This window comes from Vibrio sp. 14G-20 (assembly GCF_026241515.1).
Lineage (GTDB): Bacteria > Pseudomonadota > Gammaproteobacteria > Enterobacterales > Vibrionaceae > Vibrio.
Window position 1 is genome coordinate 133,011 of record NZ_JAPHPW010000003.1, and the last position, 12,306, is coordinate 145,316.

Genomic DNA, 12,306 nt, shown 5'->3' on the forward strand with positions numbered 1-12,306 from the left:
CATGCCAAATATCGCGGTCAAAAAACCGTATCATGTTGATCTTGCTGAATTGATGCGAGTTTACGAGACTAACTATGCCAAACTGAATGCTTTGTTACCGGTTGGGCACGAGGTTGGTGATGTTCGCTGTTACCAAGCCGTTAATATGGTGTATCAATTGACAGTGAATGAGGTCACAAAATACACCACATTAATAGATATATGTCAGAGTGATGCGATGCCAGTGTTTCCTTTGCCAAAAATGTCTGTCAGGCTATATCACGACGCTCGAGTTGCAGAAGTGTGCGCTAGCGGGGATTTTTCGCGAGTCAAAGCGAAATATGACTATCCCAACACTAAGCTTCTGCAAAAGGACGAGAAATTTCAATTGAATAAATTTCTTGGGGAATGGTTAACGTTTTGTTTAAAAACGGGTATCAGTCGAACTCCGATTGCCTTTTAATTGAACCTATTTATCAACACTTTTAAAGTCTAAACAGTAACGTATCTGGATTTGTTATTTTGGAATTATCACACACTTCAAAATTTGATGAGAGCACTATTAAGCTTGTGCAGCTAACGGACACGCATTTATTTGCGCCGAGCAATGGCAGCTTATTAAGCATCAACACTCAAGATAGCTTTCGTGCTGTAGTCGATGGCATAGTTAGTCAGGGCTTTGACTATCAAGCGATTTTAGCAACGGGTGATATCTCTCAAGATCACAGTCCTGAGTCGTACCATAAATTTGAGTCAGGGATTCAACCTTTGGAAAAGCCATGCTATTGGCTGCCAGGGAACCATGACTTTAAGCCTAATATGGGCAGTGTTTTACCATCACCACAAATACAGTGTGTTGAGCATGTCTTGCTAGGCGATAACTGGCAGATGGTGATGCTAGACTCGCAGGTGGTTGGTGTGCCTCATGGTCGCCTTAGCGATCAACAGCTTGATCTGTTAGAACAAAAGCTGACGGAGTTCCCTGAACGTAATACCTTGGTTCTATTGCACCACCATCCATTGTTGGTTGGCAGCGCATGGTTGGATCAACATAACCTAAAAGACGCCGATCAATTTTGGGATGTGGTTCAACAGCACACCAATGTTAAAGCCGTACTGTGTGGTCACGTTCATCAAGACATGAACCGAGATCATCATGGTGTACAAGTCATGGCAACACCGTCGACTTGTGTGCAATTCAAACCTAACTCAGATGACTTTGCGGTTGATACTTTGTCTCCGGGCTGGAGAGAGATTGAATTACATCAAGACGGTACCGTTAGCACGCAAGTTCGTCGTCTGCCTCATGGGCAGTTCTTGCCTGATTTTAAGGCTGCTGGTTACTAATGAAGGTGGTTATTGATGTCAGGCTCTAATCAGCAAGCGACTAAGCCATCACTGCTTCTCTATATTCATGGGTTTAACAGTTCATCACGTTCTCACAAAGCGAATGTGATGGCGGATTACTGTGCGGAGCATCGTGCTGATATTAAAGTCGTTACCCCTCAACTGCCGAGTTTTCCTCAGCAAGCGGCACTTCACTTGCAGCAGCTGGTGGAGCAATATAAAGATCAATATCAGATCGCGTTAGTCGGTAGCTCGTTGGGTGGCTATCTTTCAACATGGCTGAATAGTCACTATGGTTTTAAAGCCGTGGTTGTAAACCCAGCAGTGAAGCCGTATGAGCTTCTTGCTGACTATTTAGGTGAACAAGTAAACCCATACACAGATGAGCGATATGTACTGGAAACAAAACATATTGATGAACTGAAGGCGTTAGAGGTTTCGGCTCTCGCTAAGCCGAGCGACTTCTGGTTACTTCAGCAAACGGAAGACGAAGTTCTGGATTACCGACAAGCGGTAGAGAAGTACCAAGGTGCAACACAGACAGTAGAAGAGGGCGGGGATCATAGTTTCATTGATTTTGAACGCTACCCACAACAAATCATCACCTTTCTAAACCTTTAACCTGTTTCACCAACAGAGTGATTTCTCTTGTTTGCCTGTTATTTCATCTATCAATGGTGAAATATCATAGTTTGATGTCTTAGTTTTTGAACTAGCTTGACATCATTACTCAGCTTCCAGACTATATTCCCCAATACTTCGCTCGTTCGCTCTACTATGACGGTTCATAGTAATGATTCTGCTTTAGTGAAACTAGAGCCAGCGAACTGACGCAAACTTTTTGAGTAAACTCCGTATTATGACTGAACAATATAATGCAAAAGACCTCGAGGTACTTGAAGGTCTCGATCCGGTGCGACACCGCCCGGGAATGTATACCGAGACAGAAAGACCCAACCACCTTGCCCAAGAAGTCATTGATAACTCGGTCGATGAAGCATTAGCGGGACACGCTAAGAAAATCAAAGTGGTACTTCATGCAGACCAATCGTTAGAAGTTACCGATGACGGCCGTGGTATGCCGGTTGATATCCACCCTGAAAAAGGGATCTCGGGTGTTGAGCTGATTTTAACTAAGCTCCACTCTGGCGGTAAATTCTCAAACAACAACTACAAATTTTCTGGTGGTTTGCACGGGGTAGGTATCTCGGTGGTAAACGCGCTGTCAAAACGTGTTGAAGTAACGGTTCGTCGTGATGGTCAAGTGCATGAGATCGCCCTTGAAGGTGGTCATGCTGTTACCGATCTGACAGTGACAGGGACTTGTGGTCACCGCAATACTGGTACTACGGTGCATTTCTGGCCTGACCCAAAATATTTCGATAGCTCTAAATTTTCGACACTTCGTCTTATCAACAACCTACGAGCAAAAGCGGTACTTTGCCCTGGTTTGGAAATTACCTTTGTCGATAAAGTGGGTGGTGAAGAACATAAATGGTTCTACGAAGACGGCCTAAAAGACTATCTAGCTGAGGGCGTAAAAGGTTACACCTTATTGCCTGAAGACCCGTATGTTGGTGAGTTCGTTGCTGAAACGGAAATGGCTAACTGGGCAATCATTTGGCAGCCAGAAGGCGGTGATATGATCACCGAGAGTTACGTGAACTTAGTACCAACTAAACAAGGTGGTACACACGTAAACGGTCTTCGCCAAGGTCTGCTTGATGCGATGCGTGAGTTTTGTGAATTCCGTAACTTGCTGCCTCGTGGCGTTAAATTAACGGGTGATGACATCTTTGACCGTTGTTCTTACGTACTATCGGTGAAGATGCAAGATCCGCAGTTTGCTGGTCAAACAAAAGAGCGTCTATCTTCTCGTCAAACCGCTGCTTTTGTATCTGGTGTCGTAAAAGATGCCTTCAGTCTATGGTTGAATGAAAAACCTCAACTGGCAGAGCAATTGGCTGAAGCTTGTATTGCCAATGCTCACCGCCGTATGCGCGCGAGTAAGAAAGTTGTTCGTAAAAAGATCGCATCTGGCCCAGCACTGCCGGGTAAACTGACGGATTGTTCGGTTCAAGATTTAAGCCGCACCGAAATCTTCTTCGTGGAAGGGGACTCGGCGGGTGGTTCTGCTAAACAAGCGCGTGATCGTGAGTTCCAAGCGGTTATGCCACTGCGTGGTAAGATCCTAAATACATGGGAAGTGTCAGCAGACCAAGTATTAGCTTCGCAAGAAGTGCACGACATCTCGGTAGCTCTGGGTATCGACCCGGACAACGATGACTTATCAGGCCTGCGTTACGGTAAGATCTGTATCCTTGCCGATGCGGACTCGGATGGTCTTCATATCGCGACGCTGTTATGTGCACTGTTTACTCGCCACTTCCATGCATTGGTTGAAGCGGGTCATATCTATGTGGCAATGCCTCCTCTGTATCGTATCGATTGCGGTAAAGAAGTGTTCTACGCACTCGATGACGCAGAGAAAGATGGTGTGCTTGAGCGACTGTCGCAGAAAAAAGCCAAGATCAACGTGCAACGATTCAAAGGTCTGGGTGAAATGAACCCACTTCAGTTGCGTGAAACCACTATGGATCCAAACACTCGTCGTCTTGTTCAATTAACGATTGATGACAACGAAGCAACCAACGAGATGATGGACATGCTGCTTGGTAAGAAACGTGCAGATGATCGCCGTACATGGCTACAGACTAACGGTGATATGGCCGAGGTATAATGGATGTCTAACGAAATTACATATGATGGCGTTGAACAGCTGCCAATGCGCAAGTTCACCGAAGATGCCTACTTAAATTACTCAATGTACGTGATTATGGATCGTGCATTGCCGTATATCGGTGATGGCTTGAAGCCAGTACAGCGTCGTATTATCTACGCGATGTCTGAGCTAGGCTTATCGGCTGCATCGAAATACAAAAAATCAGCACGTACCGTTGGTGATGTATTAGGTAAGTATCACCCACACGGTGACTCTGCTTGTTACGAAGCGATGGTATTGATGGCGCAGCCTTTCTCTTACCGCTACCCATTGGTCGATGGTCAAGGTAACTGGGGTGCTCCAGATGACCCGAAATCGTTCGCTGCGATGCGTTATACCGAAGCGAAATTATCTAAGTTTGCTGAGGTTCTTCTAGGTGAACTAGGTCAAGGCACTGTTGACTGGCAACCAAACTTTGATGGCACGATGAAAGAACCTCAAATGTTGCCTGCTCGCCTGCCTCATATCCTGCTTAACGGTATCACTGGTATCGCGGTAGGTATGGCGACCGACATCCCGCCTCACAATGTACGTGAAGTGGCGAACGCAGCGATTCATTTGATTGACACGCCGAAAGCTGAACTTCCTGATGTGATGGGTTTCATTCAAGGCCCTGATTACCCGACGGAAGCTGAGATTATCTCTCCAAAATCGGATATCGAAAAGATCTATCGTACTGGACGTGGCAGCATCAAGATGCGCGCAGTTTGGCATAAGGAAGGCTCTGATATTGTTATCACAGCTTTACCTCATCAAGTGTCAGGTGCGAAGCTACTTGAGCAAATCGCTAACCAAATGCGTGCTAAAAAGCTACCAATGGTTGACGACTTGCGTGATGAATCTGATCACGAGAACCCAACACGTATCGTCGTGGTTCCTCGTTCAAATCGTATCGACTGTGATCAATTGATGAGTCATCTGTTTGCTTCGACGGATCTAGAGAAGAACTTCCGCGTTAACTTGAACATGATTGGTTTAGACAATCGTCCTCAAGTGAAAGGCTTAGTTCAAATCCTGAAAGAGTGGATTGAGTTCCGTCGCACAACGGTTCGCCGTCGCTTGCAGTACCGTTTAGATAAAGTACTGGCACGCTTGCACATCCTAGAAGGTTTGCTTGCAGCTTATCTTAATATCGATGAAGTGATTGAGATCATTCGTACAGAAGACGAACCATGTCCTGTCCTAATGAGCCGTTTCAACATTTCTGAAATTCAAGCCAATGCGATTCTTGATATTAAACTTCGTAACTTAGCTAAGTTAGAAGAATTTAAAATCCGAGCAGAGCAAGAAGAACTTGAAGCTGAACGTGAAAAGCTTGAAAAGCTACTCGGTTCAGAGCGTCGCTTGAATACGCTGATCAAAAAAGAAATCCAAGCCGATGCGGATAAATACGGCGATGATCGTCGTTCACCTTTGATTGAACGTGCTGAAGCGAAAGCGCTAACAGAGCGCGACCTAGTACCAAGCGAGCCAATCACGGTTGTGTTGTCTGAGAAAGGTTGGATTCGTCATGCCAAAGGGCATGAGGTTGATGCTGAAGGCTTGAACTACAAATCAGGTGATAAATTCTTAGCGAGTGCTAAGGGTAAGAGTAATCAGCAAGCGGTGTTCCTCGGCAGTGATGGTCGAAGCTACTCCCTTGAATCTCATTCATTACCATCGGCGCGAAGCCAAGGTGAGCCAATTACAGGCCGCTTGAACGTCAGCCCTGGAACTTCTATTCGCCAAGTGGTGATGGGAGAGAATGAACAATTATGGTTAGTCGGTTCTGACGCGGGCTATGGCTTTGTTTGTAAGGGTAGCGATCTACTGTCTAAGAACAAGAGTGGTAAAGCGTTGGTTAACTTGCCACAAGCTTCTGAAGTGATGATGCCAAGCCCTATTGCTGACTTGGACACTAACCAGATTTTGGCGATTACTAACCAAGGTCGTATGTTGTTGTTCCCGATTAAAGACCTACCTCAGTTGAGCAAAGGTAAGGGTAACAAGATTATTAATATCCCTTCTGCGAAAGCAAAAGAGCGTGAAGAGTTTGTTTCGCATCTAATGGCTATCCCTGAAAATGCAACACTGACGATCTATGCAGGTAAACGCAAACTTGGCTTGAAACCATCGGATCTTGAAAACTTCCGTGGTGAACGTGGTCGTCGTGGCGGGTTACTGCCGAGAGGACTACAGCGAGTGACGCGCATCGATATCGATGAACCAAGCGAATCGTAGAGATACTTGATACAATCTTTAGATAAAAGAAAACCCAGCCTATGAGCTGGGTTTTTTGTACTTGTGTATTAGCAGCTTGAATCACTGCTTACAGAGTTTGCTCTACAGGCGAGTATCTTCGGCGATGGTCACCTTTAAGGTTTTGCTTTCACCTTGGCGCAATATACCTACATCGATAACAGTACCCGGTCGCAGGTCAGTAACGATGTCCATTACGCTTTGTCGACCGTTAATTTGGGTGTTGTTGATGCTGACAATGATGTCTTGTGCTTCAAAGCCTGCATCCGCAGCAGGGCCGTTCGGATCTATTCCTAGTACAACAATACCACCGATGTTTTTATTGCCAAGCAAGCGTGACGTCACCGAGTTGATGTCTTGTCCGTCGATACCAATATAGCCACGAATTACACGACCATCGGCGATGATCTTCTCCATGATTTTATTTGCAAGCGGATAGGGGATAGCAAATGAGATCCCATAGGTTTCCATGTCGGTAGCTTGTTGGAAAGAAGCTGTATTAATGCCGACTAGTTCGCCTTGTGAGTTGACGAGTGCACCACCAGAGTTACCTTCATTGATTGCCGCATCTGTTTGGATAAAGGCTTGATGACCATCGGCACTGATTGAAGACCGACCGGTTGCCGAAATAATACCAAAGGTCGTCGTTTGGCCTAGATTGTATGGGTTACCGATAGCCAGTACTACATCACCTACGTTTGCTTTGTAATCTTGGTTCAGTGGAATTACAGGTAAGTTGTCACCACTGACTCTGAGTATTGCTATATCGGTACGCTTGTCTGAACCGACAAGCTGCGCTGCAGCTACTCGTCCGTCTTGAAGTGCCACTACGATTTGGTCAGCCTGGGCTACAACGTGGAAGTTGGTAATGATGTAGCCTTTTTCGCTGACAATGACTCCTGACCCCAAGCCTTGAGTCAGCAGCTTGTTGCGATCGCTTTCTGCGTATTTACGGCTATAGATATTCACCACAGCAGGTGCTGCTCGCCGTACCGCTGGGTTAAATGAAATTTGAAGAGAGCCAATATTATCGACTTTAGGGCTAGTGACGTCTGAAACAATGCCTGATCTTAGGCTCGGAAATGCGAGAAGAATAAGCGCCGCTGAAACAAGTCCAAGGGAAATAGAACGAAGTAGAAAGGACAGCATGTTTCCCTCTTCAGCAAGTAAGGTGAGGGGTCATCTGTGAATGACCAGTTAATTACTAGTGAAGCATAGCATTTTGATTCATCTAAAGAAAAGGGAGACTGAGTAAGTTTAAAGCAAACTTACTCAGTCTCCCTGTTATTACGCTGACGTATGACTATCGAATAACGAGGTAGATAGTCCTGTCGCCGCGTTGGATATTTAGCGCCAATACGCCCGGTTGTTTCTCAAGAATCTCTCTAAATTCAGCAAGGTTCTTAACGGTTTGGCGATTTACGCCAATAATGATGTCATCTTGCATAAGTTGATAGGCTTCGGCTGGTGAGCCTTGAGCAACACTCGATACCTTGACGCCCGTTGCAGAATCACTTTCAGTTGTGTTGGTTAATTCAGCTCCGGCTAGCCCTTCATGGAGCTTCTCAGCCTGTGTTTTGTTATTTGTGGATTCACCAAGCGTTACATCAAAGGTTTTGCTATTGCCGTCACGAACCACGCCCAGTTCAATTTGTTTACCTGCGCCGAGTGTCGCGACCTTAGCTCTTAATTCACTAAAGGTATCAATACGTTTGCCATTAATTGAGACAATAATATCGCCCGCTTTCAGTCCTGCTTTATCTGCTGCACTGTCAGGGACTATTTGGCTAACAAAGGCACCCTTACTTGATTCATAACCGAGTGCTTCTGCCAATTCAGAGGTCACTTCTCCCCCTTGAACGCCAAGCATGCCACGTTTTACTTCACCGAAATCGAGAATTTGTTCTGTCAGGTTTGTCATCATATTAGAAGGGATTGCAAAGCCGATACCGACATTACCTCCGTTGGGGCCAAGGATGGCAGTGTTGATACCAATCAGTTCACCATTGAGGTTAACTAGCGCGCCGCCAGAGTTGCCGCTGTTGATAGCTGCATCGGTTTGAATAAAGTTTTCAAAGTTCTCTTGGTTTAGTCCACTACGGCCGAGCGCAGAAACGATACCTGAAGTGACGGTTTGGCCAAGCCCAAACGGGTTACCGATCGCAACGCTAAAATCACCAACTCTTAGTTTGTCTGAGTCTGCGACTTTTATCTGGGTAAGGTTCTTGGCTTTTTCTAATTTAAGCAGTGCGATATCAGACATCTGGTCACCGCCGATAAGCTCAGCATCGTACTCTCGACCATCATGCAGTTTTACTTTGATATCGTCCGCGCCATTGATTACATGGTAATTGGTCACGATATGGCCTTTCTTAGCGTCAATGATGACACCTGAGCCTAGCCCGCGGAATGGACGCTCTCGTGTTTGTTCTGGACCAAAAAAGAATTGAAATTGTTCAGGGATTTGCTGACGTTGTACCTGTTTGCCTTCTACGGCAATACTAACCACAGCGGGGGTCACTTGTTCAAGCATAGGAGCAAGGCTTGGTAATTGTTCATTACCCACACTTAATGGCAGTGCGGCAGTTGCTTGAATGGGGGTGATGATTGAACTTAAGCTTAAAGTCAGTACTGATAAAGCAAGCAAAGGTTTTTTCATCATAAACTCCTCTCTAGTTAAGGTCTTAATCCTCTTATACGTTTAATAAGTATGAGAAGTTTCAAATGACCTGAGTGAAAGTTATGACTCAAAAACCTTTGTAAAGTTCACAGAAGTGTTAAATGTTTACGATGCTTTTGCTGTTACAACATCGGGAGCATCCATGATTTCTTTCTTCTGCTCTGTAAATAAACCAGTTGCGCCATTAGCGTAATCTTTCGGTTGTTCCTCAAGTGTAGCCTCTTTTACTGAAGGCTTCTCTTGTGGCTTGTCCGAATGGGCAGCGGCTGTTTTCACAAATGGGTTATCTTGCTCTGGCAGGTTAGGAATCAGCTCTGAGCTTGTTTTTTCCATGTGTTGGTACAGTTTTGTGTAGTCTTTACCTAAGGTGTCCAACATTTCTGCTGATTTCGCAAAGTGATCAGCCAGCTCTTGTCGCTGCTGCTCAAGGGCAAACTTTGCGCTATCTAATTCTTTCTGTACGTTCTTTTGTTTTTTGTATTCAGGTGTCATGAGACGAGAAATAGCGACCCCTAAAATAACTCCGACTAGTAAACCGGCAACGGCATACATCCAAGGCATAACAGCTCCTTATTATTGTTTTTTAACATGTTTGTTACTGCTTAGTTACACGTGATACGGCTCCATGGTACTATGAGAAAGCCGCAGTATAAAGAGAAATGCGTGTGCGCTAGTTAGCAGTTTGATGCTGTATTATTCACCACATCACGTTATTCCTCGTACTGTTTGGGCTCATTTTTAGTTGTTGTCTGATATTGCTTTCATTGTGGAAATGTCGTCATGAATCCCATTAAAAAATACGAACAAGATATAAAAGAACATGGATTTCAAAGAGATCCAGCACAAGAGCAAGCCGTTAAATCTTTAGATGAACTCTTTTATCAATTCCAAGATTACATGAATACGCCCATTCCTCAACTGACTCGCTTCCAGAAATTATTGGGCAAAAAGCCAGAATTGCCACAGCCACCAAAAGGTCTCTATTTCTGGGGTGGCGTAGGGCGAGGAAAAACGTACCTAATGGATACGTTCTATGATGCCTTACCGACCACTAAAAAAATGCGTGTTCACTTTCACCGTTTTATGTATCGAGTTCATGATGAGCTAAAGGCGCTAGGTAATGTGAGTGATCCATTGCCTTTAGTCGCAGACAAGTTGAAGGAAGAAGCGGATATTATCTGTTTCGATGAATTCTTTGTTTCAGACATCACCGATGCGATGATCCTAGGAACCTTGTTCCAAGAGTTATTCGCTCGAAACGTTATCTTGGTTGCGACCTCTAATATTCCACCTGCGGATCTGTATCGCAACGGGTTACAGCGAGCGCGTTTCTTACCGGCTATTAAGCTCATTCAAGACAACTGTCATATCCTTAATGTCGATAGTGGCATTGATTATCGTCTACGTACCTTAGAACAGGCTGAGATTTACCATTACCCGCTAGATAGCCAAGCGAATATCAATCTCGAAAAGTATTACGCTCAGCTGGTTGGCGAAGATAAAGAGAAGCTTAAGCAGATAGAGGTTAATCACCGTCAATTAGATGTAGTCGAAGCGAGTGATGGCGTACTGCATGGTACCTTTGCTCAGCTCTGTCAGTCGGCTCGTAGCCAGAACGACTATATTGAGCTGTCTCGGGTTTATCACACAGTTCTATTGGCGGATGTGTTGCAAATGGGCGCGACTTCAGATGACGCTGCGAGGCGCTTCATTGCGTTAGTTGATGAGTTCTACGAGCGTAATGTGAAGCTGATTATTTCAGCGGAAGTGGAGCTAGAAAAGCTATACACCCATGGTCAGCTAGAGTTTGAATTTAAACGTTGTCAGTCGCGTTTAATTGAAATGCAGAGCCATGAATATTTGGCAAAAGAACACTTAAGTTAGCTTTGATTATCTCGAATAAGAAATAGAATTAAAAAAATCGTGATTTTGTTCAAAAAGAGGTGATTTTTTCTTCGCTCTTCTCTATAATCCTGCGACCTACCGTTACTGCGGGCCTCTAGCGATGAGTAAAATCACGTTATGCCAAGAGTTTTCCAACACTCGAAGGGGTGATGAATGGTAACTCTTAGACAGTGGGAATACGCGAGTATTCCTTAAGTGTAAATTTTTTAAATAGGTAATTATTAGCATGAAAACTTTCGTTGCTAAACCAGAAACTGTAAAACGCGACTGGTATGTTGTAGACGCTGAAGGCAAAACTCTTGGCCGTCTAGCAAGTGAAATCGCTTCTCGCCTACGCGGCAAGCACAAAGCAGAATACACTCCTCACGTAGACACTGGTGATTACATCATCGTTGTTAACGCTGAGAAAGTTGCTGTAACTGGTAACAAAGCTAAGGGTAAGGTTTACTACCGTCACTCTGAGTTCCCAGGTGGTCTTAAAACTATCACTTTTGAAAAGCTAATTGCTAAGAAACCAGAAATGGTTCTAGAACTAGCAGTTAAAGGTATGCTTCCACGTGGTCCTCTAGGCCGCGCGATGTACCGTAAGCTTAAAGTGTACGCTGGTACTGAGCACAACCATGTTGCTCAACAGCCACAAGTACTAGACATCTAAGGGGATTATGAAAATGGCAGAGAATCAATACTACGGCACTGGTCGTCGCAAAAGCTCAGCAGCTCGTGTTTTCATCAAACCAGGCTCTGGTGAGATCGTAATCAACAAGCGTAGCCTTGATGTTTACTTCGGTCGTCCAACTTCTCGTATGGTTGTTAAGCAACCTCTTGAGCTAGTTGAACTAACTGAGAAACTTGACCTTTACATCACTGTTTCTGGTGGTGGTATTTCTGGTCAAGCTGGCGCAATCCGCCACGGTATCACTCGCGCTCTTATGGAGTACGATGAAACTCTACGTCCTGCTCTACGTGCAGCTGGCTACGTTACTCGTGACGCTCGTTGCGTTGAACGTAAGAAAGTTGGTCTACGTAAAGCACGTCGTAAACCTCAATTCTCTAAGCGTTAATTTTTCTTTACGAAAAAGTACACGCTCCCAGTTTTACGACTGGAATTGTGGTTCAAAGCTCGGCTATATGCCGGGCTTTTTGTTTTTATACCCCCTCTAAACGCTTTCCCTTCCTCGTTTTATTTCCAAATTCTTATATTTTGAAAGCTTTTGTAACCCAATGTGCGCTTTGCCTCATGATTGTTACAAAAAGGTAGCTTTATCTTGTCAAAAAGTAGGGTTTTATTTATCATTTGCCGTCAATAAATAGAACTAAATACATATTTTGTTAGCCATGCTCTTTAATCGGAATTATTTCAATCCACAAGGAGCAA

At 44.6% G+C, this 12,306-nt stretch carries 11 protein-coding genes; 8 read left to right on the forward strand and 3 right to left on the reverse strand.

Annotated features, from left to right (window positions below):
* Position 1: 1 nt before the first annotated feature.
* The 5 genes from OQJ75_RS03740 to parC all read left to right on the forward strand — a co-directional run bounded on the left by OQJ75_RS03740 (position 2) and on the right by parC (position 6,328).
* Complete coding sequence (locus tag OQJ75_RS03740; RefSeq protein WP_008222561.1) at positions 2 to 442, forward strand: DUF1249 family protein; 441 nt, start codon at positions 2 to 4, stop codon at positions 440 to 442.
* 59 nt (positions 443 to 501) lie between these two features.
* Entirely contained in the window at positions 502 to 1,326 is an 825-nt protein-coding gene (gene cpdA, locus OQJ75_RS03745) for a 3',5'-cyclic-AMP phosphodiesterase (protein ID WP_265971044.1), read from the forward strand.
* Between the two features lie 15 nt (positions 1,327 to 1,341).
* The gene (yqiA, locus tag OQJ75_RS03750; RefSeq protein WP_265971046.1) at positions 1,342 to 1,947 is read left to right on the forward strand and encodes an esterase YqiA; all 606 of its coding nucleotides are present in this window, start codon (positions 1,342 to 1,344) and stop codon (positions 1,945 to 1,947) included.
* Positions 1,948 to 2,185: 238 nt separating this feature from the next.
* Complete coding sequence (parE, locus tag OQJ75_RS03755; RefSeq protein WP_010434676.1) at positions 2,186 to 4,066, forward strand: DNA topoisomerase IV subunit B; 1,881 nt, start codon at positions 2,186 to 2,188, stop codon at positions 4,064 to 4,066.
* Between the two features lie 3 nt (positions 4,067 to 4,069).
* Positions 4,070 to 6,328, forward strand: coding sequence for a DNA topoisomerase IV subunit A (parC, locus tag OQJ75_RS03760; protein ID WP_265971051.1), 2,259 nt, complete (start codon positions 4,070 to 4,072; stop codon positions 6,326 to 6,328).
* A gap of 102 nt (positions 6,329 to 6,430) precedes the next feature.
* Here the strand turns inward: parC and degS are convergent, their stop codons facing one another.
* The 3 genes from degS to zapG all read right to left on the reverse strand — a co-directional run bounded on the left by degS (position 6,431) and on the right by zapG (position 9,587).
* Positions 6,431 to 7,495 (reverse strand): outer membrane-stress sensor serine endopeptidase DegS, encoded by a 1,065-nt coding sequence (degS, locus tag OQJ75_RS03765; RefSeq protein WP_265971053.1) that lies wholly within the window; start codon positions 7,493 to 7,495, stop codon positions 6,431 to 6,433.
* Positions 7,496 to 7,649: 154 nt separating this feature from the next.
* Complete coding sequence (locus OQJ75_RS03770; RefSeq protein ID WP_265971055.1) at positions 7,650 to 9,005, reverse strand: Do family serine endopeptidase; 1,356 nt, start codon at positions 9,003 to 9,005, stop codon at positions 7,650 to 7,652.
* A 126-nt stretch (positions 9,006 to 9,131) separates the two neighbouring features.
* Positions 9,132 to 9,587 (reverse strand): Z-ring associated protein ZapG, encoded by a 456-nt coding sequence (zapG, locus tag OQJ75_RS03775; protein WP_248373992.1) that lies wholly within the window; start codon positions 9,585 to 9,587, stop codon positions 9,132 to 9,134.
* A gap of 219 nt (positions 9,588 to 9,806) precedes the next feature.
* On the opposite strand from zapG, the gene zapE reads away from it, so the two are divergent.
* From zapE to rpsI, 3 genes are all read left to right on the forward strand, one after another.
* A complete protein-coding gene (gene zapE / locus OQJ75_RS03780) occupies positions 9,807 to 10,910 on the forward strand; it encodes a cell division protein ZapE (RefSeq protein WP_265971057.1) in 1,104 nt (367 codons plus the stop codon).
* Positions 10,911 to 11,157: 247 nt separating this feature from the next.
* Complete coding sequence (gene rplM / locus OQJ75_RS03785) at positions 11,158 to 11,586, forward strand: 50S ribosomal protein L13 (RefSeq protein ID WP_010434689.1); 429 nt, start codon at positions 11,158 to 11,160, stop codon at positions 11,584 to 11,586.
* Between the two features lie 13 nt (positions 11,587 to 11,599).
* Complete coding sequence (gene rpsI, locus OQJ75_RS03790; protein ID WP_004740758.1) at positions 11,600 to 11,992, forward strand: 30S ribosomal protein S9; 393 nt, start codon at positions 11,600 to 11,602, stop codon at positions 11,990 to 11,992.
* Positions 11,993 to 12,306 lie beyond the last annotated feature (314 nt).